Source organism: Hydrocarboniphaga daqingensis (genome assembly GCF_900129825.1).
Lineage (GTDB): Bacteria > Pseudomonadota > Gammaproteobacteria > Nevskiales > Nevskiaceae > Hydrocarboniphaga > Hydrocarboniphaga daqingensis.
Genome location: NZ_FQWZ01000002.1, coordinates 585,690 through 609,367 on the forward strand (window position 1 = coordinate 585,690; position 23,678 = coordinate 609,367).

Here is a 23,678-nt window from a genome sequence, read left to right on the forward strand (position 1 = left end):
TCAGCAGGGAAGGATCAATACGATGAGCACGAGCAAGAAGCCGGTCGTCATCTACGGCGTCAACGGATATACCGGTCGTCTGGTGGCCGAATATCTGCGCGAATACCGGATGCCGTTCATTGCGGCGGGCCGCAGCGCCGCCCGCATCAAGGAAGTCCTCGACAAGGTGCCGGGCATCGAGAACGCCGATTACGAAATCGCCGAAGTCGAACACACCACCGAGGCGCTGACCGAGCTGCTCAAGGGCACCAAGGTGCTGTGCAACATGGTCGGCCCGTTCATGAAGTACGGCGGCGAAGCGGTTGAAGCCTGTCTTGCGGCCGGTGTGCATTACACCGATACCAACGGCGAGCAGAACTGGATGATGCACGCCGAGGCGACCTGGGGCGAACAGTTTGCCCAGCGCAATCTGTTGCTGGCGCCGGGCATCGCGCAGATGTACACCACCGGCGAGATCGCGGCCAATCTGTGCCTGGAAACGCCGGGCCTGGACACGCTCGACATTCTGGTGCTGTGGAAAGGCTTCCCGACGTACGCGTCGACGCAGACGATCTTCAGCATCCTGACTGCCAACTTCTACTACTTGGACCAGAAGCAGTACGTGCAGTGGCCGGCAACGGCCAAGGCTGAAGTCATCGTGCCGGGCCAACATGCCACGGCGATGGCGCTGCCCTGGGGCGGCACTGCGCATCCGGTCTGGTTCAAGAACGATCCGCGCGTGGCCTCGTGCAAGGCGATGGGCGGCGTGTTCGAGCGCACGGTGATGGAAGGCGTCGTGCAGATCGCCGCCGTCGTCGAAGAAAAGATCAAGCCGATGCCGAAGGCCGAAGCCGAGAAGGCGCTGTCGGACATGGCCGCGAGCCTGCAGGCCGGCATGCCGCCGCGCGAGAACACGCGCATCAACACGTCGGTCGACTCGGTGCACGCCAGCGGCCCGGCGGGTCACGCGCATTGCGTGATCCACGGCATCTGCAACTACAAGCAGACCGGTCTGCTCCAGGCCTACGTCGCCTACCATCTGGTGCAGGCGCCGCCGAAGCGTTACGGCTTTGCTTCCGGTTGCCAGGCTTTCGGCCATCGTGAGCTGCTTGGCGTGCTGCAGAACTTTGGGCTGGTCAGCGATCCGGTGCTGACGGTCAACGCCAGGAGCGTGCGTCATGGCGGATGATGCGCCTGCGTCGGCGCCGTCGCCCGGTGTGCGCGAAGGCCAGTGGCTCTGGTCGCCGCGTGCCGAGTTCGCTGCGGCGTCGAACATTGCGCATTATCAGCGCTGGTTGAAGTCCGAGCGCGGGCTCGACCTGCCCGACTACAGCGCGCTGCATCAATGGTCGGTCACCGAGATCGCGCCGTTCTGGGCGTCGATCTGGGACTACTTCGATGTGCAGTCGGCCACGCCGTACGCGCGGGTGTTCGACGAGCGCAAGATGCCGGGCGCGCGGTGGTTCGAAGGCTCGCGCGTCAACTACGCTGAGCATCTGCTGCGCCACGAAGCGGTGGCTGCCGACGGTGAGGCGGCGTTTCATCACCTGACCGAGACACGGCCGCTGGCGCAGATGAGCTGGCAGCAGCTGGGCCGGCAGGTGCGCATCCTGGCGACGCAGCTGCGCGCGCTGGGCGTCGTGCCCGGTGATCGTGTCGTGTCGTATATGCCCAACGTCCCCGAGACGGCCGTCGCGATGATCGCCACGCTCGCCGTCGGCGGTGTGTGGTCGTCGGCGGCACCGGAGTTTGGCGTCAAGACGGTGATCGACCGCTTCTCGCAGATCGCGCCGAAAGTGATGTTCGCCTGCGACGGCTACCGATTCGGTGGCAAGGATTTTTCGCGCGTCGACGAAGTCGCCGAGATCGCGTCGCGCTTGCCCAGCCTGGGCTGCATCGTCTGGCTGCCGTATCTGCAACCCGCATCGGGTGTGCCAGACAAGATCCCGCAGGCGCTGCTGTGGTCGACGCTGATGGATCAGCCGGACGTACCACGCGAGCAGTTCGTCTACGAGCGCGTGCCGTTCGATCATCCGATCTGGGTCGTGTTCTCGTCGGGCACGACCGGCTTGCCCAAGGCGATCGTCCACAGTCACGTCGGCGTGCTGGTCGAGCATCTGAAGCTGATGCACTTCCACTTGAACCTGCGGCCCGGCGCGCCGATGTTCTTCTACAGCACGACCGGCTGGATGATGTGGAATCTGCTGATCGCCGCGTTGCTGACCGGCGGATCGGCCGTGCTGTATGACGGCAGCCCGATGCATCCGGGCCCGGACTTCCTGTGGCAGCTGGCAGCGCGCACGCGCTGCGTCAGTTTCGGTGCAAGCCCGACCTTCGTACAGATGATGGAGAAAGCCGGGCTCAAGCCGGGCAGCGACCATGATCTGTCGGCACTGGAATCGATCGTCGTCGCGGGCTCGCCATCGACGCCGGAAACCTTCGACTGGTTCTATCGCTGCGTGAAGCAGGATTTGTGGGTGACCTCGCAGTCGGGCGGCACCGAAATCTGCAGCGGCTTTGTTGGCGCGGTGCCAACCTTGCCGGTGTATGCCGGCGAGATCCAAGCGCTGATGCTGGGCATGGACGTGCAGGCCTGGAACGACGACGGTGTCAGCGTCGTCGACGAAGTGGGCGAGTTGATGGTGATGAGTCCGTTTCCATCGATGCCGCTGTACTTCTGGAATGACGACGGCGATCAACGCTACCGCGACAGCTACTTTGCACATGCGCCGGGCGTCTGGCGGCACGGCGACTACATCAAGATCAACGCGCGCGGCGGCTGTTACATCTACGGTCGCAGCGATTCGACGCTGAACCGCTACGGCGTGCGCATCGGAACCGCCGAAATCTACCGTTGCGTCGAGCAACTGCCCGAAATTGCCGACAGCTTGATCGTCTGCTGCGAGCTTGCCGGTGGTCGCTACTTCATGCCGATGTTCCTGCAACTGCGCGCCGGGCATGTTCTCGACGATGGCCTGCGCGAACGGATCAGCCGCAAGCTGCGCGCCGACTGCAGTCCGCGCCACGTGCCCGACCAGCTCTATGCGGTCGAGCTGATTCCGTACACGCTGACCGGCAAGAAGATGGAGTTGCCAGTGCGCAAGATCCTGATGGGATGGCCGGTCGAAAAAGCAGTCAGCCGCGACGCGATGATGCAGCCGGCGGCGATCGACTGGTTCATCGATTTCACACAGCGCAACAGCGAAATGCTCAAGGGCTGACGGACGATCGGCACGGCGCGACGCCGTGCCGATACGACGATTGATGCGGGCTCAGACCAGCCCCATGCGTCGCGCGGCATTGATCGCCTGCAGCCGGCTGCTGGCGCCGAGCTTGCCGTAGATGTTCTTCAGGTGAAACTTCACGGTGTTCTCGGACACGAACAGTTCGGCGGCGATCACTTTGTTCGACACGCCGCGCGCCAGGAAGCTCAGGATGTTGCGCTCGCCGTCGGTCAGGGGCTCGGCCAGCGTCATCGGCGTGCGCGTGCTGCGTTCGTCGGCGCTGCCGTCGACGCTGTCGCCTCCGAGCAGTCGGGCGGCAAACGTCAGCAGCGAGTCGCTGCCATGGCCGTGGCGCTCGATGCCGGCGTCGTGCAGTGACGGGAACAGCTCGCGCAGCAACTTGAGCACCTCGTCGCCTTCGTCGAGAAAGCTGCGCACGAAGCCCTGCGGGGCCGCCAGTTGCAGCGCATGGCGCATCGCGTGATAGGCCGGCCGCGGCCGGCCGCGCTGTGCATGGGCCAGGGCTTCGAGAATCCGCAGCTTGATCAGGCGCCGCACGCGGCCGTTGCGCTGCGCCAGATCCAGTTCATGGCTCAGTCGTGTCAGCGCGTCGTCGCCGTGGCCACGATGAATCAGCAAGCGGATCTGGCCGATGGCATCGCCTTCGCTGTCTTCGGAGAACAAGGCCACGCCGTCGGGCAGCGTGAACTCGGGGCGCTGCGGAATCCGCGATGCGATCAGCTGCGCGCGATCGCGCTCGCCGCGCAGCAGATGCCGACGCACGCGCTCGCGGTCGATGATGCGGATCATCCGCGGCCATGCGGCCAGATGGCCGATGTTCTCAGCTTCGTCGAGCAGCTCCTGCGCCTTGGGCGCGGCGCCGCGCGCGTCGTGGATGCGGGCCATCGACACGTAGGCCACCGCCATGAAGTCGAGCAGCACACCTTCGCGGATCACGTCGTGAAACTGCGCGAACAGCGACTCGGCCAGCGTCAGTTCGTCAGCGTCGTACAGCGCCATGATGTAGCAGCTGACCAGCGACGCCGATGCCACACTGGTTTCGGCGTCGGCATGCTGTTCGGCGAGCCCGGCGCGAAAGCGTTCGATCGCCTGCTGCAGCTCGCCTTGTACCAGCAGGTTGATGCCGGCGACGGCCACCGAATAACCGCCGCTGAAGCGCGCATGCGCCTTGTCACTGTAGGCGCGTGAGCGCATCACGTATTCACGTGCCCGCTCGTACTCGCCGATCGCCACCGCGTGGTAGCCGAGCACGTTGCAGGCCGCCGACAGCTCGAACGCCCGGAACGGTTCGGGCTCGCTGACGTTGATCTGCAGCTGATGCACCAGTTCGAAGGCCCGCGGAATATCGTCGAACAGCAGCGCCACCATCGTGCGCACGACATCGGGGTTGGCGTCGTTGATCAGCGTTGACGAGGCCGGTGTATCGAGCACTTCCATCAGCGGCCGCAGCTTGCGGTGGCGACGTAGAAAGCTCAGCGCATACGCGATCTTGACCGCCAGCTCGCGACGCGGCGCGATCTCGTCCAGCGGCAGCCGGTCGTACCAGCGCTCCACCGTCGCCAGATGGCCTTCGGCCACCAGACGCGAACTCCACAGGTTCATCACGCCGGCAGCGAAGCTGAATTCGCCGGCTTCCACCGCATGGTGCATCGCCTCGTCGTGGAAGCCGTGGGCGTGATACCAATGCGCAGCGCGGCCATGCAGTTCGCGCAGCGAGGCGGGGTCGCTCTCGTTGAGTTGCTCCTGCAGAAAGCCGGAGAACAGCGTGTGGTACTTGAACCAGCGCAGATCGGAATCGAGGCTGCGCAGGAACAGGCCATTGCGTTCAAGAAACAGCAGGATGCTCTGCGAGTCCTGCCAGCCCAGCAGCTCGTCGCACAAGGGCGCACTCAAGCGCGTCAGCAAGCTGGTGCGCAGCAGAAACTCGCGGATTCTCGGTGTCTGCAGGCTGACGACGTTGTCGGCCAGGTAATCGGCCAACTCGCGCGGGCGATACGCGTTGAGATTGCCGAGCGCGCCGCGCACGTTCGGGCTGGCCAAGCTCAGCCGGAACAACTGCAGCGCTGCCGGCCAGCCTTCGGTCTGGCGGTGGATCTCCGCCACTTCGTCCTGCTGCACGCCGAGGTCGCGTGCTTCGGCAAAAAACTGCTCGGCTTCAGCGGTGCTGAAGCGCAGTTCGTCGGCGCGCAGCACCATCGCACGGCCATTGACCAGCAACCGCGCCAGCCCCAGGTCGGGCAGCGCGCGCGAGCCGAAGAACACCGTGATCCGATCCGGCAGACGTTCGAGCAATTCCCGAAGGAAGCCGAGGATTCCCGGGTTGCTCAGCTCCTGTAGTTCGTCGAGGAACAGCGCGGTCGGCTCGCTGCGCTGCAGCAACCGCGCAATGGCCGCGTCGGAGCGCCGTGCGCGCGATCCCGGCGCGGTGGCGCGCGACCGGCTGTTGCTGTCGCTCGCCTCACCGACGATGCCGTCGAGCAGCGCGTCGAAGTGGCTGGTGAAGCGCCGCATGTCGTTGTCGGCATCGTCAAAGCTCAGCCAGCCGGTCAGCCAGCCGCGCTGCTGACACTGCGTCATCACTTGCTGCAGCAATGTCGATTTGCCGTGGCCCGCCGGTCCCTGGAACAGGAACACGCGCACCATCGGCTCTGCAAAAACCCGGTCGAGTATCGCGCGCCGTGACACCACGCCGCGATAGGTCGGCGGGGCATACAGCTTGTGCGTACTGATCTGGGCCGAGGGTCGTTCGCCCTCTGGTCTTCCAGTCGTCATTGGCGGCTCCTCCGCACTCGCACTGGAATATAGCGACTACGTCACAGACTGGGGAGCTTGCAGCGCGTTGAACGCGTCGATGGCCTGCGACAGCGATTGATTCGAGCCGACGCATGCGGTCGGTCGGGCAGCCCGCCCGACGCCGATCGTGCTCGGCGCTGCGGTGGCGATAGCGCGGGCGGGCGCGTGTCGCCGGGATCGGCTGGCGCTACGCGCTCGGGCGCAGCGCCAGCGTGTGGCGCGCTAGTAGCGCTGCGCCTGATGCCAGCGCCAAGCGCTGGCGATGATCTGCGTCAGATCGGCTTTCTGCGGCGCCCAGCCGAGCACGCTGCGCGCCTTGCTGGCGCCGGCGACCAGCACCGGCGGATCGCCGGCGCGCGCCGGGCCGACTTCGGACGGGATCGGCCGCCCGACGACGACTTCGGCCGCGCGCAGCACTTCGAGTACCGAAAACCCTTGGCCGTTGCCGAGGTTGTACAGCTGATAGGCCGGCAGGTCGGCTTTCTCCAGCGCGTTGGCGGCCAGCAGATGCGCGTCGCACAGATCGCTGACGTGAATGAAATCACGGACGCAGTACCCGTCGCGCGTGTCGTAGTCGCTGCCGAACAGCCGCACCAGCGGCGCCTTGCCGGCCGCCACGCGCAGGATGTTCGGCAGCAGGTGCGTTTCGGGCTCGTGCGCTTCGCCAATGTCGCCGGCATCGTCGGCGCCGGCCGCATTGAAGTAGCGCAGCACCGCCGCGCGCAGGCCGTAGCTGCGGCAGGCGTCTTCGATCATCCGCTCGGCAAACAGCTTGCTCCAGCCGTAGGTGTTGATCGGCTGCGTCGGGTGGTCTTCGTCGATGCGCCGCTTGGTCGGCAGGCCGTACACGGCCGCCGTGGAACTGAACACCAGCCGGGCGCGGCCATGGCGGCGCATCGCTTCGAGCAGGTTGAACACGCCGCAGACGTTGTTGCCGTAGTACAGCGCCGGCTCGACCATCGATTCGCCGACCAGCGAGCGCGCCGCAAAATGCAGCATCAGGTCCGGCGCGAAGTCGGGCAGCGCGCGGTCAAGGTCGGCCGGGTTCAGCAGGTCGCCCTCGTAGACCTTGAGGCCCTCGACCGCGGCGCGGTGTCCGGTGGAGAAGTTGTCGAATATCGCGACGTCGTGGCCGGCGCGCTGTAGCGCGCGGACCATGTGGCTGCCGATATAGCCGGCGCCACCAATAACCAATGCTTTCACTCGTCTGTAGTCCGTTTTGGCCGGGCTCGTCCCGGCTCCGTCGATTGACCGCTGCGCAGCCTAGCAGCGGCGGCGCCGGCTCACCGGGCATGGGTCAAAGCCTCTAAACTGCCCGCCTGTTTCGCTGCCCACGCCTTGCAATGAGCCTGCCGAATTATCCCGCCGCCCCGCAGTTGCAGCAGCTGCTGGGCGAACGCTATGTCGCGGCACCCGAGCGTGTCGAGCGCTACGAGGTGCTCGAACGCGGGCCGCGCGGCCATACCGGTGCCGTGCTGCTGCCGCAGACCGAAGCCGAGGTGCAGCAGATTCTGCGGCTGTGCAACGCGCAGCGCACCCCGCTGGTGATCAGCGGCGGCCGCACCGGCCTGGTCGAAGCGCAGCGTCCGCTCGGCGAGCCGGTGCTGAGCCTGGAGCGGCTCAACCGCCCGCTGAGCCTGACGCTGGCCGATGGTCGCGAGTTTGTCTGGCCGGCCGAGGCCGCCAGCGGCGACGCCGCGCGCGACGCGCTGCTGGCCTGGTGGACGGCGCTGGGTCAGCCCGATGCCGAAGGCGCGACCGTGACCGTGCAGACCGGCCTGGCGGTCGACGCGCTGAACGACCTGCTGCGCCCGCTGAACCGGATGTTCCCGATGGAGATGGGCTCCAGCTCGGCTGCGACCGTCGGCGCTTGCGCTGCCAATGCCTCGGCCGGCTCGAACGCGGTCTGCTACGGCACCTCGGCGCACATGACCGACACCGCTTGGGGTTTTTGGGGCAACGGCGAACCGGCCGGCCCCTGCCGATCGACGCCGTGGACCGCGCCCGATCCGCAGCGCTTCGCGATCAATTCGGCGCAGATCGACCCGGCCTGGGGGCTGATCGGTTCGCAGGGCGCGTTCGGGATCATCACGCGGCTGCGGCTGCGCACCTATGCGATCCCGGCGCAGCGCGAAGCCGCGCTGATCCCGGTGGCCGACATGGTCGGTGCGATGCGCATTCTCGACGCCGCGCGCGGTCGCTTCGGCGCCGACGTCGAGGAGTTCGAGTTCATTTCGCGTTCGGCGATGGCGCTGGTGCGCGCGCTGCACGGAGAGGCGTTCCGGCTGCCGTTTGCTGGCGACGTCGACAGCCCGCTGTTCCTGCTGCTGCAGATCAAGTCGGCCGACGCCGATGCCGACCTGGCGGCGGCGCTGTACGAATTCCTGGCCGGCGACCTGGCGCTGCCGGACGAGCAGATCGGCTACGCGCCGCTGGCCGCGCTGAAAAAGATCCGTCACTCGATCACCGAAGCCAGCAATGCGCGGATGCGCGCGCTTGGCGGCGGCCGCTTGAGTTTCGACACCGCCACGCCGCTGGCCGGCTTTGGCGAGTATCTGGACGCGATGCGCGCCGAGCTGCAGCGCGCCGCGCCTGACACCGAGCTGGTCGCGTTCGGCCATGCCGGCGTCGGCGGCGCGCATCTGCACGTGCTCGGTAGCGCCGACCGGCCGGTCAGCGCGGTCGGCAAGACGCTGACCCGGCTGGTCATCGACGTCACGCTGGCGCACGGCGGCAGTTTCAGCGCCGAGCACGGCATCGGCTCCAAATGGGCCGACGAGTATCTGGCGCATACGCCGTCCGAGCAGTTGCAGACGATCAAGGCGCTCAAGCAGGCGCACGACCCGCACAACATCCTCAACCCGCGCAGCTTTGGCTTCGACCGCCTGCTGGCGGCTTGAGCGGCGCATCGTGAGCGGGATCCTGCTGCTGTTGCTGTGCCCGGCGATCGGCATGCTGGCCGCGCGCCGGCGCTGGATGCCGCCCAATGCGCCGGCGACGATCAACGCCTGGCTGATCCGCGTTGCGCTGCCCTGCGTGATCCTCGAGCAGATCCCGCAGCTGCATTTCGATGCGCGCCTGCTGCTGCCGTTGCTGGGCCCATTCGTGCTGATGTTCTCGACGATGGCGGTGATGGCGGTCCTCGCGCGCCGGCTCGGCTGGGATCGCGGCACGCAGGGCGCGATGACGCTGTGCTGGGGCTTGGGCAACACCTCGTTCGTCGGCTTTCCGCTGCTGCTGGCGATCATCGGTCCGCCGGCGATGGGCGCGGCGCTGATCGCCGACCAGGCGACGTTTCTGGCGCTGACGCTGATCGGCCTGCCAGTGGCCGCGTATTTCGCCGGGCAGACCACGCGGCCGATCGACTTGATCAAGCGCGTGCTGATGTTCACGCCGTTTCTGGCGCTGATCGTCGCCGGCATCGCCGCCGTGCTGCTCGACGACGGCCACTGGCCCGAGCCGGTCGACGTGGTCCTCAAGCGCCTCGGCGACACGCTGACGCCGCTGGCGCTGGCGGCGGTCGGCTTCCAGTTCAAGCCGGGCGCCGCGCGCCGCTATGCCGGCCTGATCGGCATTGGCGCGCTGTGGAAGATGCTGCTGCTGCCGGCGCTGATGTGGGGCGGTGCGCTGGCGATGGGCCTGCACGGCATGCCGATCACGATCGGCATCCTGCAAGTGGCGATGGCGCCGATGATCACCGCCGGCATCCTCGCCTCGGAACACGGCTTGGCGCCGGAGCTGTCCAGCGCACTGGTCAGCGTCGGCATCGCGATGAGCTTCGTCACTGTGCCGCTGTGGGCCTTGGTGATCGGCGGCTACTAGCGGCATCGCAACACCGGCCGCTGCCCGGCTCAGGAGCCGAATCAGCCTGCCGCGTCGTCCCAGGGATTCAGCACCGGCACCATGCCCTCGAAGTCGCCGACGTCGCGCGTGACGACCCGCATGCCGTGCTGCAAGGCCGTTGCCGCGATCATTGAATCGCGCAGCGGCCGGGGTTGCGGACGGTTCAAGCCGGCACAGCGGATCGCCGACGGCAAGTCGAAGTCGAGGATGCGGCCGGCGAAGGCCGACAGCACGAAGTTGTCCATCCAGCTGCGAAGCGCGCTGTATTGATGTGGGTCACGGCCTCGGACGGCTTCGATGCCGTTCTCCAGTTCCATGATCGCCACCACCGACAGGTACAGCGCCGACGACGGCACGGACTGCGCCCAAGCCGTGACGTTTCGGTCGGCGCGGCCCGCGCGTGCCTTGCGTAGTTCCGATACCACGTTGGTGTCGAGCACGAACATTCAGCGGAACTCGGCGCCGGTGGCGGGCTCGCGGTTTTTGGGCGGCAGATCCAGTGCGACGTCTTCGATGCCCGGCATGCCGAGCAGGTCCACGATGTTGGCGTTGCTGCCCAGCAAGGCCTTGTAGTGGGCGATGGACATCAGCACGTGGGACGGCTGGCCGCGATCCAGGATGAACACCGGCTCCGCCAGCGCGTCGCGCTTGGCGCCCGCCGTGTCGTGATTGAATTCGCGTGCGGATATAGCGCGCATGGGCTGCCCCGATGACCAAGGTTTCTACAATGTAGCAACCAAGGTCGGCGCGGCCAAGCCATCCGTACACACCGCCGTTGGCCGGGTTGTCGGAATAGCCGACCCAGGCGCCGCGCCGCTTACTCTTCGATCGCTTCGGCGTGCAGGTCGTGCTCGTTGGATTCGAGCACCTTGGCGCGGACCATCTGGCCGGGCTTCAGCGGAAAGTCGCATGACAGGTAGACGCGGCCGTCGATCTCGGGTGCGTCGGCATAGCTGCGGCCCGACAGCACGCCGTCTTCGTCGATTTCGTCGACCAGCACGTCGAGCGTGCGGCCGACCATCTTCTTGAGCCGCGCCTTGCTGATCTTGGCCTGGGTCTTCATGAAGCGCTCGTAGCGCTCGGCCTTGACGTCGTCCGGCACCGGGTCGGCCAGATCGTTGGCGGTGGCGCCTTCGACCGGCGAATACTGGAAGCAGCCGACGCGGTCGAGCTTGGCTTCCTTGAGCCAGTCGAGCAGCTCCTGGAATTCGGCTTCGGTTTCGCCAGGGAAGCCGACGATGAACGTGCTGCGGATCACCAGCTCGGGGCAAATCTTGCGCCAGGTCTTGATCCGCTCCAGCGTGTTTTCGGCAAACGCAGGACGCTTCATCCGCTTGAGCACGCTCGGCGAGCCGTGCTGGAACGGGATGTCGAGATACGGCAGCACCAGGCCCTGCGCCATCAGCGGAATGATCTCGTCGACGTGCGGGTACGGGTAGACGTAATGCAGCCGCACCCAGACGCCGAGTTGGCCCAGGCCGCGGCACAGGTCGAGCATCGACGTGCGGTATTCATGGCCGCGCCAGCTGCCGCCGGCGTACTTCAGGTCGGAGCCGTAGGCCGAGGTGTCCTGCGAGATCACCAGCAGTTCCTTGACGCCGGCTTTGACCAGCTTTTCGGCTTCGGCGAGCACGTCGACGACGCTGCGCGAGGCGAGCTTGCCTCGCATCGACGGGATGATGCAGAAGCTGCACTTGTGATTGCAGCCTTCGGAAATCTTCAAATATGCGTAGTGCTTGGGCGTCAGCTTGACGCCGACGTCCTGCGCGGCCTGCGCGCTGGCCGAGCGGCGCTTGGCCGGCAACAGGTCGACGAACGGGTCGTGCTGGTAGGGCACGGCGCTGTGCACCGCGTTCATCACGGTGGCGTAGTCCTGCGGGCCGCTGATCGACAGCAGGTCGGGGAACTTATCGCGGATCATGTCCGACTTGGCGCCGAGGCAGCCGGTGACGATGACCTTGCCGTTTTCGTTCATCGCCTCGCCAATCGCGTCGAGCGATTCGGTGACCGCGCTGTCGATGAAGCCGCAGGTGTTGACGATGACCACGTCGGCCGCGTCATAGGTCGGCGCGGTCTGGTAACCCTCGGCGCGCAGCTGCGTCAGGATCCGTTCGGAATCGACCAGCGCCTTGGGGCAGCCGAGCGAGACGAAGCCGACCTTGGGCGCAGTGGATTTGGAGCGGGTACGGCGAACAGGGGCGACAGAGGACATCGGCGGGGCACGGTCACGCGGGGATCGCGCATTGTAGCGGCGCGGCGTGCCCGCCGCGCCTCGCTCAGCCGCGTGCGGCGTTGGCGGCGATCAGCCCCGACCACTGCGGCATCAGACTCGGTGCCAGGTCGTGGCCCATGCCGGGGATCATTTCCAGCCGCGAGCCGCGGATGATCTGCGCGCTGCGCTGGCCGCAGGCCGGACGCAGCAACGGGTCGGCCAGGCCGTGGATCACCTGGGTCGGCGCGCTGATCTGCGGCAACAGGTCTTCGAAACTGCCGGTGGCCAGGATCGCGTGGGTCTGGCGCAAAACGCCCGAGGGTCGGAACGCGCGGTCATAGGCCATGCCGACGATCCGCGCCCGGTACTCGTACGGCGTCGGGAAGCCGGGGCTGCCGATGCGGCGCAGCATCGTCGTCGACCGCCGGATCACGGCTTCGCGCGTCTTGGGTCGCGGCGTCAGCCCCGACATGTGCAGCAGCACGTCGAGTCGCGCGCCGGGTAGCTTGGGGTGATTGGTGCTCGACATGATCGAGGTCAGCGAGCGCACCCGCTTCGGGTAACGCGCGGCAACGATCTGCGAAATCATGCCGCCCATCGAGACGCCGGCCAGATGCGCGCGGGCGACGCCGAGCGTGTCGAGCAAGGCGACGGTGTCGGCCGCCATGTCATGCAGCGTGTAGTTGGCATCGACCGGTTGGCCCCAGCGGCTGCGCAGCCAGTCGCGCGGCAGATGGATCGGTACGCCCCGGTTGGCGTCGCCCGACAGTCCGGCGTCGCGGTTGTCGAAGCGGATCAGCTTGAAGCCGCGGGCGACCAGGTCTTCGCACAAGGCGTCGGGCCAGTGGATCAGCTGCCCGCCCAGACCCATCACCAGCAGCAAGGGTTCGCCGTTGTCAGGGCCCGCTTGTTCCCACTGCATCGGCAGGCCGTTGACGACGGCGCTGCCTGCGTTCCAGCAAAGTTTCATGACGGCTTGATGTCGGTGACGTGAAGAATTCAGGACATCGACCGTAGCAAGAAACAAAAATTATCGTCACCTCAGGTGACCGGGGGTGCAGTGCCCCCGGTCAATGGTGCTTGCCGTCGTGTTGCTCAGGCGGCCTTGGCGACGAAGTCCGGCTTTTCGCGCACGGCGCACTGCGGGCACGCCCAGTTGGCCGGGATCTGCGCCCACGGCGTCCCCGGCGCAAAGCCTTCGTGGACGCAGCCCGTGGCCGGCTCGTAGCAGTAGTCGCAGTTTGGGCACTGGTAGCGCGCATCGGTGTCGGCGACCGGCGCGGCGGCATCGTTGGCCGGCGCGGTGGCACCGGCTGGCGCCACGCTGTCGGTTTTTGCTGCCGGCTGCCAGCGACGCAGCAGCTCGGCGCGACGCGGTTCGTGCAGATGCGCCTTGCTCAGGTCGCCACCGTGATGGGCAACGACGCGCGGGTCCATCACCTTGAACCACAGCGCCGGGAAGTAGGCGAGCAGCACCATCGACGAATAGCCGGACGGCAGCTGCGGGCTGTCGTCGAAATGGCGCAGCGCCTGGTAGCGCCGCGTCGGGTTGGCGTGGTGGTCGGAATGGCGCTGCAGCTGGTACAGAAACAGATTGGTGACGATGTGGTTGCTGTTCCAGCTGTGGCGCGGCTGGCAGCGCTCGTAGCGGCCGTCGGCGGTCTTTTGCCGCACCAGGCCGTAATGCTCCAGATAGTTCACGACTTCCAGCAGCGAGAAGCCGAACACCGCCTGCACCAGCAGGAAGCCGAGCGCCCATGGCCCGAGCCAGGCGGTCAGCGCGCCGAACAGCACGACGGTCATTGCCCAGGCCTGCAGGTTCTCGTTGCGTACCGACCAGACGCTGTGGCCGAGGCGGTTCAGCCGTTCGCGCTCGATGTTCCAGGCCGACTTGACGCTGCCGACCACAGTGCGCGGCCAGAATGCGTAGAAGCTTTCGCCCATCCGCGAGCTGGCCGGGTCGACCGGCGTGGCGACGTGCCGGTGATGGCCCTTGTTGTGCTCGACGTAGAAGTGGCCGTAAGCCACCGGCGCCAGCGCGATCCGCGCCAGCCAGCGTTCCAGGCCATTGGTCTTGTGGCCCAGTTCGTGGGCGGTGTTGATGCCGACGCCATTGGTGATGCCCACCGTCGCCAGCAGGCCCAGCCATTCGGCCACGCCGAGCTGGCCCTGCGCCGCCAGCCAGGCACCGGCGATCGTCGCCAGATACTGGCTCGGGATGTACGCGAACACGATCTGCAGGTAGTAGCGGTCGGCGTTCAGCGCCGGCACCGCGGATTCGGGCGCGTTGACCGGGTCTTCGCCGATCAGCCAGTCGAGCAGCGGCGTGATGCCGTAGAACACCACCGGCAACGCCCACAGCCACAGGCTCGACGCGCCGCTGATGACCAGCAGCGTCGACACCGCGCCGAGCAAGGGTAACGCCGGGCTCAGCAGCCACAGCCAGCGTTTGCCGTCGGTCCAGGCCGGGCTATCGGCGGGGCTGTTCATCATCGTGGGCCGCATCGTCATGGCGACGTCTCCTTCGTTATGGTTTTGATGGCATTGATGCTGAACGCTGGGACCGGCTTGAACCGGTCAAAGTGCGCCATGTTATGGTCATAATGCGCCACGGGATTGGGAGCGCTGCATGGGCAAAACCGAACTGATGGTGCCGACGCGCTACTACGCGCGTCTGGCCGAACTGCTGGTCCGCGATCGCGTCGACGTGTCGGCGCTGCTGGCCGGGCTGGGCTTGTCACCGCAGCTACTGACCCATGCGCAGGGCTTGGTGCCGTTCTCACAGGTCGACCGCCTGCTACAGCTTCTGGTGGCGGGCGGTGTGCGCAGCGATCTGGCCTTCGACTTGGGCAAGTTGTTGTCGGCCAGCGCCCACAGCTTCGTCGGCTACGGCATGCTCAATAGCGTCAATCTCGACCAGGCGCTGCGCTTCGAGGCGCAGTACTTTCGCCTGATACTGCCGAGCTTTCAGTTGCGGTATCACAGCGGCCCGGACTTCGGCGAGCTGACGTTGACGCCGCGCGTGGCGATGAGCCACGTCTGCCTGGCCTTTCATCTGGAGGCGATGGGCATGGCGGCGCTGCGCGAAGTCAGCGATCTGATCGGTGATCGGCGCCCGCCGTGCCGCTTGCAGCTGTCGATCCCCGAGCCGCCGCACCAGGCGCGCTACCGCGAGATCCGCGACCTGCAGTGCCGCTTCGGCGTGGCGTCCGCGCCTGGCGTCAGCCTGCGCCTGCTTGGCGATCCGCGCGCGCTGCCGCTGTCGATGGCCGATGCCAACGCGCGCAGCTTGGCCGAGGAACGCTGCCGCGCGCTGGTGCAGCAGATGGCCGATGTGCGCGAACTCGCTGGCTGGGTCGCGATGACGCTGCGCGAAGTCAGCGAGGGCCTGCCGACGCTGTCGGAGCTTGCCGGCATGCTGAACTTGTCGCCGCGCACGCTGAACCGCTATCTGGAACGCGAGGGCACCACGTATCGCGAGTTGTCGGGTCGGGTGCAGCACGAGCTGGCCTGCGAGCGGCTGGCGTCCGGCGCCAGCGTCACCGAGGTCGCCTATTCGCTGGGCTTTAGTGACACATCGAACTTTGCGCGTGCGTTCCGCGCGCGTTCGGGTTGCAGCCCGAGCGAGTATCAGCGGCAAGCGCGCCCGGGTTCAGGGCCAATTAACGCCGCCGCTTCGATGCTCGCGTCGTGAGTTGGCTTGCCCCTTGCGGAGCGAGCGCAGGCCCGCGCAATACTGACCAGGGACGGATACGACGATGAAAACCGGATTCTTGAACGACGACGAAGTGCGGCAGATCCACTCGATCATGGCGCGTCATGGCATTGAGCAATTTGATGCCGCCATCCGCTTCTGGGGGCGCGGCAAGGCGATCTCGGTCGACGGCGTGCTCGACGAAAAACACCTGACCTGCCTGCTCGACATTGCCCGAGCGTTGTCGCCGCAGCCACAGGCCGAGCAGGGCGTGGCGCCGGCAACGATGTCGTTGGCGGTGTCCGCGGCGGTGCCGGCGATCACAGCAGCGGCGTCGCCGACGCAGGCCGCCGCCTGAACGATTCGACCGCACACTGGCGCGATCACCTGATCGCGACGCCGGAGGCGATCCGCCGCCTGCTTAATGCAACGCGGCGGATCGCCGTGCTGGGCATAAAGACCGAGATGCAGGCCGATCAGCCGGCGTTCTACGTCGCGCAGTATCTGGTCGATGCCGGCTTCGATGTGGTGCCGGTGCCGGTCTATTACCCGAATGTTTCGACGATTCTTGGACGGCCCGTGCATCGGCAATTGGCCGGCATCGATCCGCCAGTCGACATGGTCAACGTGTTCCGCCGGCCGCAGGACTTGGCTGCGCATGTCGACGACTTGATCGCCGCCCGGCCGCGCGCGGTGTGGATGCAACTGGGCATCGCCGACGCGGCGGTCGCCGAGCGGCTCGCCCGCGCTGGAATCGACGTCGTGCAGAACCGCTGCATCATGGTCGACCACCGCCAGCTGGCTGCCTGAGCAGCGGCAACAGCAGCGGCAGCGCGCACCGGCTGCGCTGCCGCTGTGAGCCGCGATCAGCCGCTGGTCAGCGCGCTGGCCGGCACCACGGGAATCACCACGCTCGACGGCCGCGCCGCGTCGCTGTAAATCGTCAGCACGCCGGCCAACGACTGCAGCAGCGTGGGAAGCGGCGGCACACCCTGCGGCAGATTGCTGGCGCTGACGGCGATCCGCAGACGGTGACCCTTGGCGATCAGCGCGCTGGTTTGGAACACCTCGACCGGCACCATGACCGGCGTGTTGATGCCCACCGGCAGCACCGATTCCTGGGTAAACGGATGCCAGGGCTGGATCGACTGGCCGTCGAGCTTGCGTGAGCGGCGCTCGTCGACCGCGCGCAGTGATGCGGTCTGCAGGCCGTTGGTCAGCGGTGTCACCCGGCCATTGGGTGCGACGTCGTCGACCCGCACCGACAGGCCGGCGTCGATCGCGGTGGTCGCCATCCAGATGTCCGCTTCGATCGGGCCGTTCAGGTAGTAGTCCTCGGCCATCGGCTCGGTCTGGTAGTTGATCGCGCCGCTGTCGACGACGTTGCCGTTGGAGAAGCAAGGCACCGGAAGCAAGCCGAGCAGGCCGGCGGTCCACTGCGCGGAGCTGACCGAGCACAAGCCCAGGATCGGGACTTGCGCCGCGACATTGCTGCGCTCGTCGGCGGCCGGCGTCGTGGTCGACAACGATTTGTCGCCGCGGAGGTACAAGCGCTGCGCGCTGGCTTGCGGATGCGGCCAGTCGCTCGCCGTTACGTAGCGATCCAGGCCGGTGACCCACTGCGTAACATTCGGCAAGCGGTCGGCGCCGACGTCCAGGCCTTTGACGTACTGGTCGAACCACTGCAGCGTCAGCTCGCTGAGCGTCGGCACACCATCCGCCGGCAAGCCCATGCCCATCGCAGCCTGGATGTGCGTCCACGGGCCCATCAGCAGCTTGGCCACGGTGTTGCGCTTGATGACCTCATAGCTCATCGGCTCGCTGCGCTGGAACAAGTCGCGCAGGCCGCCGACGACGAAGGTCGGCACCCTGACGGCCGAGATGATCTCCAGCGGCGAGCGTGCCTGCCAGAACGCGCCGTCGTATGCGGTTTCGGCCTCGCCGACCAGCGCCTTCAGAATCGTCGGCACCTGAAAGTTGGTCACGGCGCTGAGCACGTGCTCCAGCACGACCGGGATGCCGATGGTGGGATCGGTCAGCACCGTCGGATTGGTCACGCCGAGCACCGACACCAAGCCCAGCCACAGCGGAATGAACGTCGGATTGACCTGGCCGCCGGTGAACACGATGTCGCGGTAGCCGTCACCGATCGGCACGATCGGGAACGCCGCCTTGATCGACGGATGGCCCTGCGCTGCCGTGATGATCGCCGTGATGCCCAGATAGGAGACGCCCTGCACGCCGATGCGTCCGTCGCACCACGGCTGGCGGACGACCCAGTCGACCACCTCGGCGTAGTCGGCCTGCTCTTCAGGGCCGAAGGCTTCCCACTGCCCCTCGGACTGGCCGGTGCCGCGGACGTCGACCGTGATGCTGGCGTAGCCGTGAGTGACCAGCAGCTCGTCGGCACCGCCGAGCGCCGGCACGAACTGGCCGCTGACGCCGTTGTAAGCGGTCTGCACGAGCACGGTCGGGAACGGCCCTGGCGCCGGATTGCCGTCGGCGTCGGCCGGCAGCGTCAGATACGCGGCCAGACGCTTGCCGTCGCGCATCGTGATGTATTGCAGCGGCTGCACGGCCGTGCCGGCGTGCGTCGCCGGCGGGGCATAGGTGCTGGTCCACTGCGCGCCCTGATTGCCGGTGATCGTGCGGCCGCCTTGCGCCGTGGCCGTGCGCGCGCCGAGCGTGCTCCAGTCCGACTGCGCTGTCGGCAACGGGCCAGGATTGTCGTCGCTGCCGCCACCGCCACAGCCCGCCAATATCACCAGCGCCGAACAGGCCGCCGTCAGCCACAGTCGATAGCTCGTCTTGCCCACGATGTTCTCCATTTGCACCACGTTTCGATGACGCTCGGTACCGGGCACGGCGAGGTGCGCATCGGCATTGCTGCCACGAGTCTGTCATGCAAGCCACGGCTTCGTGATTGGCCTAGTTCCTACTTCAAATGGAGTAGATCGGAGGCGGTGCTGCGATCGCGGCGCGAGGAGGGCGGGCGCTTGCCTCGGCGTGCCCCGCAGATATCCAACGTGCTGTCAGTAATCAGGTCGCGAACGACACGTTTGGCGCGGGCCATGCAGCGCGCCAAGCGGTGAGTGGCCCGGTAACATGTGCTGCGATGAAAAGACCCCGATACCTCTACACCGCCGGTTACGAAGGCATGACCTCGGAGGCCTTCATCGGTCGGCTCGCGGCCGAAGCGATTCGGACTCTGGTGGATGTCCGGGCGCTGCCGCTCTCGCGAAAACCCGGATTCTCCAAAACCGCTTTATCGAAGCTACTGGCTGACCGGGGTATCGGCTATCTGCACATGCCATCGCTCGGCTGTCCGAAGTCTGTGCGCGATCGCTACAAGCTCGACCGCGACTGGACGCAGTACACAGCGTCGTTCATGGAACACCTCGCTGGCCAGCAAGCCGCCATTGCCGAACTCGCGAAGATCGGGAGCACCACGACGGCGGCCTTGATGTGCTTTGAGGCCGACCCGGCTCAATGTCATCGAACGTTCGTCGCAAGGGCGGTGAGTCAGGCCGGTGCCCTGCCGGTGGCCCACATCACGGCCCGAACAGTGATCCCTGAACTTGCGTGCCGGGCTGCAGCTTAGGCGGGTAGATCACGCTGACGATCAGCCACTGGTCCGGGAAACGGTGGATCGTTCCCATCAGGAACATCAGGTCCTTTGAGGCAAACTCGGTCTCGTACTTGGCCCGAAGCGGAGCCTCCCAGGCCGTTCCATGCTTGCGCTCAACATTCCAATAAAGGGCGCCAATCTCCCAATCCACGATCTTGTGCCGGTAAGACGTTACCGATGAGCCCGCACGGCACTCGTACCGGTAGTGGAAGTCGTAGGGAAGTTTCTTCAACAGCCGGATGTCCGGATCGGAATGCGCGAAGAGGTTGCCCTGCGCTTGAAGCTGGGTGAGCTTGGCTTTCTCTTCCGGGGTCCAGTCACGGTCTTTGACCGGCTTGGTATCCAAGGCGAGGATTCGAGAGGGCCTGAGCAGCGCCAAGGTCGGTCCGCGGCGCTGTTGCCTTGCTCGTTCGAGGGCATCGAAATCATCGAACACCGGCAGCATGTCCAGCCAGCGTCGACGTTGAGACCAGTCTTTGGCGGTCGGTACCACCTCGCCAATTTTGATGGTGTCGACATGCAAACGATGGCTTTCAACTCGGCGATCGTCTGACGCGTGCTGGACTCGCGCATCGATCCACTGCCACTTTTTGAACTGCTGCTGATCCGTCACGAGGCGGAAGGGCACCGGATACAACCGGATCAAATCGCCCGATTCCGTCATCCCCGCAACGCAAGACGTCTCAACGTACTTCGTGCTGGGGGATGGATACGTCTTGCAAAGAATCAGGATGCGTTCCTGTCGGATTGGATGGGCCATGGGTCACGTCCTGCGCCTTGAGGTTGGCAGACGCGGCTTGAACCACGGGAGCGGATTCGCTCAAGCCCGCCGAGCAACGGCATCGGCCGCAGGGGCAGGTCGCGCCGCATTCGCCGAGCGCGGCCGATCGCGTCGGGCAAAATGATCTCATCAGCAGAAGTGAGAATTTGTTGCGCCGGTCTCAGTGGAAGACGGCATTTTCGACCCGACGTGCCGGACCCCAGCCCGGGCTCGAAATCCCGCTGGCTGCTTAGGCAAAAGCTTTTTTGCCTGCAAAATTCAGCAAAAACTCCATCTGGTCCGCGAGGATCAGTCGGTTGCTGAGGATCAGGTATTCGGCGAGGTTGGGCGTGTAGGGCACCGCCAGCAGTTTCATGCCGGCTTCTTCGGGCGTGCGGTCGGCCTTGCGGTGGTTGCAGCGTTCGCAGGCGGTGACGCAGTTGATCCAGACGTTTTCGCCGCCGCGGGATACCGGAATGACGTGGTCGCGCGTCAGCACCGAGGCGGAGAACTGGCGGCCGCAGTACAGACACAGATTGCGGTCACGCTGGAACAGCGTGCGGTTGGTCAGCATCGGCGCGCCGGCGGCGAATTTCCGCGCGCGGTCGGCGACGGCGATGATCGAGCCGATCTCGACTGACGAGCGCTGGCCGGTCACGGAGCTGAGGCCGCCGCTGATCCGGAAGCGCTCGGCGCCGGCTTCCCAGCAGACGCGTTTGCGGGCGTACAGCGTCACCGCCGATTGCCAGCGTATCCAGCCGACGGGCAGGCCGCCGGCGTCGAGTTTGAGTATCGAAGGGATCATTACTGCTCCGTTTCGCTCAATGCGGCTGATGTGTCGCGCGCCGCTTGCATCGTTGCTGCCACTGCGCCCTGGCCGGTGCCGGGGATGACTCGGTTTGATCACTGCGATTGTGGACGCGCCGTATGGACATTCCAAGACGGCGCGTGACGCAACCTATTGTGATTAAGTATTCAACAATAGGATTTTGTGCAAGCCTTTAAAGCTCCGGCACCTTGAAGAACACTTCGGCGACGGCGCCGTGCAGGTCGTTCAGGCCTAGCTGGATTTCGTCGATCAAGCCATGCAGGCCTTCTTCGACCAGCTTGTCGACGTTGGCGTCCTGAACCAAGGCCCGGACCCGCCACAAGGTGCGCTCGACGCTGCGCGATTCCGGCAGGTGCGGCAGCGTGGAGGCGATCATCGACAGGCAGAACGTGACGCTGCGCGGGAACTCGCGGTTCTGCAGCAGGAATCGCAGCACGCCGGTGCGGTTGACGCGCGCCTTCACGTGCCGGCGATACATCTGATACGCGGTCAGCGTGCGCAGCACGCTCATCCACTGGATGTTGTACAGCGGCGCCAGCTGTTCGGCTCGGCCGGTTGGGTCCAGCAGCGACGTCGACCGCACATCGAGGATGCGCGTGGTCATGTCGGCTTGTTCGAGGTTGGTGCCGATCCGCAGAAACTGGAAGCCGACGTCCTGGCTCATGTTGAAGCTGAGCACCGAGTACACCAGCATCGTGCCGTCGATCACGCGCTGCAGGAACGCGCCGCGCCGCGACCGGCTCAGCGCGCCTTCGCCCTGGCCGATCACGTAGTAATGCAGGTCGTTGAGCTTTTCCCAGACTTCGCGCGGCGTGGCGTCGCGCACGGTGCGGAGGATTTCGCGCGCCGCGTGCAGCGAGCTGTGGATCGAGCCCGGGTTACGCTGGTCCAGCAGCAGAAAGCGCACGACATTGGATTCACTGTAGTCGTCGCCGTACAGCGAGCGGTACAGCTCTTCGGCGCCGACGATCTGCACCAGCGGCTGCCAGCCGAACGGAATGCCGCGCGGCAGGTCGAGCAGCAGCAGCGCGTTGACGTTGACCAGTCGCGCGGTGTTTTCGGCGCGTTGCAGGTAGCGGCCGAGCCAGTAGATGTTGCTAGCGACGCGGGACAGCATCAGCCGGCCCCCTGCGATTGCGATTGCGTTGGTGACGGCGGGGCGCTGTCTTCGAGGTCGACGATCCAGGTGTCCTTGGCGCCGCCGCCCTGACTGGAATTGACCACCAGCGAGCCGCGCACCATCGCCACGCGGGTCAGTCCGCCGGTGGTCACGTAGGTGGAATCAACACTGCCGCGCGACAGGATGAACGGCCGCAGGTCGAGGTGTCGGGGTTCGATCGTGTTGTCTTCCATCAGCGTCGGCGCAGTGGACAGTGCCAGCGTCGGCTGGGCCATGTAGTTGCGCGGATTGGATTCGATCAGCCGGCGGAACTTCTCACGCTCTTCGGCCGTCGATCGCGGCCCGATCAACATGCCGTAGCCGCCCGATTCGTTGGCCGGCTTGACGACCAGCTTGTCGAGATTAGCCAGCACGTATTCGCGCTGCTTGGGGTCCATGCACAGATAGCTGGGCACGTTCGGGATGATCGGGTCTTCGCCCAGGTAGTACTTGATCATCTGCGGCACGAACGCGTAGACGACCTTGTCGTCGGCGACGCCGGCGCCCGGGCAGTTGGCCAGCGCCACGCGACCGTTGATCCAGGCGCGCATCAGGCCTTTGACGCCCAGCACCGATTCGGGATTGAACGCTTCCGGGTCGAGGAACAAGTCATCGATGCGGCGATAGATCACGTCGACCCGGCGCGGGCCGTAGATCGTGCGCATGTACACGCAGTCGTCGTCGGCGACGAACAGATCGGTGCCTTCGACCAGCTCGATGCCCATCTGCTGCGCCAGATACGCGTGCTCGAAGTACGCCGAATTGAAGATGCCCGGCGTCAGCAGCACGACGTTGGGCTGGTCCAGCGGCCGCGGCGACAGTGCGGCGAGCGTGTCGTACAGCTGCGCTGGGTAGTCGTCGACCGGCAGGATGTTCGTCGCTTCGAACAGCTCCGGGAACACGCGCTTGGTGACCAAGCGGTTCTCGACCATGTAGGAGACGCCCGAGGGCACGCGCAAGTTGTCTTCGAGCACATACATCGTGCCGTCGTTGTCGCGTACCAGATCGCTGCCGCAGATATGCGCCCAGACGCCGTTGGCTGGCTTGACGCCGATGCACTGCTTGCGGAAGTTCACCGACTCGTTGAGCAACTCGGCCGGGAACACCCCGTCCTTGATGATCTTCTGCTCGTTGTACAAGTCCTGGATGAACAGGTTCAGCGCGTAGACGCGCTGCTTGAGGCCGGCTTCGGTCTTCTGCCACTCACTCAGCGGGATGATCCGGGGAATGATGTCGAACGGCCAGGCGCGGTCGACATTCTTGCCCTCGGAATACACCGTGAAGCTGATGCCCATGACCTTGATCGCCAACTCGGCGGCCAAGCGGCGTTCGGCCAATTCGGGTTCGGACAGGGCTTGGAGGTACTCGGCGAGCTTGCGCGCCGCGGGGCGTGGCAGCCCGGCCGACTCGCACAGCTCATCGTAGAAGTTTTCGCAGCGGTATTGCCGCCAATCAATTGCCATGTGCTCCCGCAGGGTGATGGCTGTTTTTAGAGAGAAACTACGCTAACAGGAAGCCTAAGCAAAACATAGGCCA

The 23,678-nt window shown here is 65.9% G+C and carries 20 protein-coding genes; 8 read left to right on the forward strand and 12 right to left on the reverse strand.

Annotated features, from left to right (window positions below; translation table 11 throughout):
* The first annotated feature begins 22 nt into the window (after window positions 1-22).
* A complete protein-coding gene (locus BUB09_RS05585; RefSeq protein WP_072895225.1) occupies window positions 23-1,168 on the forward strand; it encodes a DUF5938 domain-containing protein in 1,146 nt (381 codons plus the stop codon).
* Complete coding sequence (locus BUB09_RS05590; protein ID WP_072895228.1) at window positions 1,158-3,200, forward strand: acetoacetate--CoA ligase; 2,043 nt, start codon at window positions 1,158-1,160, stop codon at window positions 3,198-3,200. The genes BUB09_RS05585 and BUB09_RS05590 overlap by 11 nt, the downstream gene beginning before the upstream one ends.
* 51 nt (window positions 3,201-3,251) lie before the next feature.
* On the opposite strand, the gene BUB09_RS05595 is transcribed toward BUB09_RS05590, so the two are convergent.
* The gene (locus tag BUB09_RS05595) at window positions 3,252-5,996 is read right to left on the reverse strand and encodes a winged helix-turn-helix domain-containing protein (protein WP_072895230.1); all 2,745 of its coding nucleotides are present in this window, start codon (window positions 5,994-5,996) and stop codon (window positions 3,252-3,254) included.
* A gap of 243 nt (window positions 5,997-6,239) precedes the next feature.
* Entirely contained in the window at window positions 6,240-7,220 is a 981-nt protein-coding gene (galE, locus tag BUB09_RS05600) for a UDP-glucose 4-epimerase GalE (protein WP_072895233.1), read from the reverse strand.
* 140 nt (window positions 7,221-7,360) lie between these two features.
* Here galE and BUB09_RS05605 point away from each other — a divergent pair, with 140 nt between their 5' ends.
* Complete coding sequence (locus BUB09_RS05605; protein ID WP_072895236.1) at window positions 7,361-8,917, forward strand: FAD-binding oxidoreductase; 1,557 nt, start codon at window positions 7,361-7,363, stop codon at window positions 8,915-8,917.
* A 10-nt stretch (window positions 8,918-8,927) separates the two neighbouring features.
* Window positions 8,928-9,839, forward strand: coding sequence for an AEC family transporter (locus BUB09_RS05610; RefSeq protein WP_084083187.1), 912 nt, complete (start codon window positions 8,928-8,930; stop codon window positions 9,837-9,839).
* Window positions 9,840-9,880: 41 nt separating this feature from the next.
* On the opposite strand, the gene BUB09_RS05615 is transcribed toward BUB09_RS05610, so the two are convergent.
* From BUB09_RS05615 to BUB09_RS05635, 5 genes are all read right to left on the reverse strand, one after another.
* Entirely contained in the window at window positions 9,881-10,306 is a 426-nt protein-coding gene (locus BUB09_RS05615; protein ID WP_072895239.1) for a type II toxin-antitoxin system VapC family toxin, read from the reverse strand.
* Entirely contained in the window at window positions 10,307-10,558 is a 252-nt protein-coding gene (locus BUB09_RS05620) for a type II toxin-antitoxin system Phd/YefM family antitoxin (protein ID WP_072895242.1), read from the reverse strand.
* 119 nt (window positions 10,559-10,677) lie between these two features.
* Window positions 10,678-12,072 (reverse strand): 30S ribosomal protein S12 methylthiotransferase RimO, encoded by a 1,395-nt coding sequence (gene rimO, locus BUB09_RS05625; protein ID WP_072895244.1) that lies wholly within the window; start codon window positions 12,070-12,072, stop codon window positions 10,678-10,680.
* Window positions 12,073-12,136: 64 nt separating this feature from the next.
* Window positions 12,137-13,042, reverse strand: a complete 906-nt coding sequence (locus BUB09_RS05630; RefSeq protein ID WP_072895246.1) for an alpha/beta fold hydrolase — start codon at window positions 13,040-13,042, stop codon at window positions 12,137-12,139.
* 125 nt (window positions 13,043-13,167) lie between these two features.
* The gene (locus tag BUB09_RS05635) at window positions 13,168-14,583 is read right to left on the reverse strand and encodes a fatty acid desaturase (protein ID WP_245793144.1); all 1,416 of its coding nucleotides are present in this window, start codon (window positions 14,581-14,583) and stop codon (window positions 13,168-13,170) included.
* A gap of 118 nt (window positions 14,584-14,701) precedes the next feature.
* Between BUB09_RS05635 and BUB09_RS05640 the strand changes: the two genes are divergently transcribed.
* The 3 genes from BUB09_RS05640 to BUB09_RS05650 all read left to right on the forward strand — a co-directional run bounded on the left by BUB09_RS05640 (window position 14,702) and on the right by BUB09_RS05650 (window position 16,576).
* Window positions 14,702-15,766: a helix-turn-helix domain-containing protein gene (locus BUB09_RS05640; protein WP_072895249.1), complete on the forward strand. Its 1,065-nt coding sequence runs from the start codon at window positions 14,702-14,704 to the stop codon at window positions 15,764-15,766.
* A 64-nt stretch (window positions 15,767-15,830) separates the two neighbouring features.
* The gene (locus BUB09_RS05645) at window positions 15,831-16,124 is read left to right on the forward strand and encodes a hypothetical protein (RefSeq protein ID WP_072895252.1); all 294 of its coding nucleotides are present in this window, start codon (window positions 15,831-15,833) and stop codon (window positions 16,122-16,124) included.
* On the forward strand, window positions 16,121-16,576 hold the full coding sequence (locus BUB09_RS05650; RefSeq protein ID WP_072895254.1) for a CoA-binding protein: 456 nt from the start codon (window positions 16,121-16,123) through the stop codon (window positions 16,574-16,576). The genes BUB09_RS05645 and BUB09_RS05650 overlap by 4 nt, the downstream gene beginning before the upstream one ends.
* Window positions 16,577-16,632: 56 nt before the next feature.
* Here BUB09_RS05650 and BUB09_RS05655 read toward each other — a convergent pair whose 3' ends face one another.
* Window positions 16,633-18,582, reverse strand: a complete 1,950-nt coding sequence (locus tag BUB09_RS05655) for a CocE/NonD family hydrolase (protein WP_245793146.1) — start codon at window positions 18,580-18,582, stop codon at window positions 16,633-16,635.
* Between the two features lie 299 nt (window positions 18,583-18,881).
* On the opposite strand from BUB09_RS05655, the gene BUB09_RS05660 reads away from it, so the two are divergent.
* The gene (locus tag BUB09_RS05660; RefSeq protein WP_072895258.1) at window positions 18,882-19,367 is read left to right on the forward strand and encodes a DUF488 domain-containing protein; all 486 of its coding nucleotides are present in this window, start codon (window positions 18,882-18,884) and stop codon (window positions 19,365-19,367) included.
* On the opposite strand, the gene BUB09_RS05665 is transcribed toward BUB09_RS05660, so the two are convergent.
* The 4 genes from BUB09_RS05665 to BUB09_RS05680 all read right to left on the reverse strand — a co-directional run bounded on the left by BUB09_RS05665 (window position 19,318) and on the right by BUB09_RS05680 (window position 23,599).
* On the reverse strand, window positions 19,318-20,154 hold the full coding sequence (locus BUB09_RS05665) for a DUF8758 domain-containing protein (protein ID WP_072895261.1): 837 nt from the start codon (window positions 20,152-20,154) through the stop codon (window positions 19,318-19,320). The genes BUB09_RS05660 and BUB09_RS05665 overlap by 50 nt on opposite strands.
* Before the next feature lie 250 nt (window positions 20,155-20,404).
* Window positions 20,405-20,959, reverse strand: a complete 555-nt coding sequence (locus BUB09_RS05670) for an HNH endonuclease (protein ID WP_072895263.1) — start codon at window positions 20,957-20,959, stop codon at window positions 20,405-20,407.
* 196 nt (window positions 20,960-21,155) lie between these two features.
* Window positions 21,156-22,100 (reverse strand): alpha-E domain-containing protein, encoded by a 945-nt coding sequence (locus tag BUB09_RS05675; protein WP_072895266.1) that lies wholly within the window; start codon window positions 22,098-22,100, stop codon window positions 21,156-21,158.
* A complete protein-coding gene (locus BUB09_RS05680; RefSeq protein WP_072895529.1) occupies window positions 22,100-23,599 on the reverse strand; it encodes a circularly permuted type 2 ATP-grasp protein in 1,500 nt (499 codons plus the stop codon). The genes BUB09_RS05675 and BUB09_RS05680 overlap by 1 nt, the downstream gene beginning before the upstream one ends.
* Window positions 23,600-23,678 lie beyond the last annotated feature (79 nt).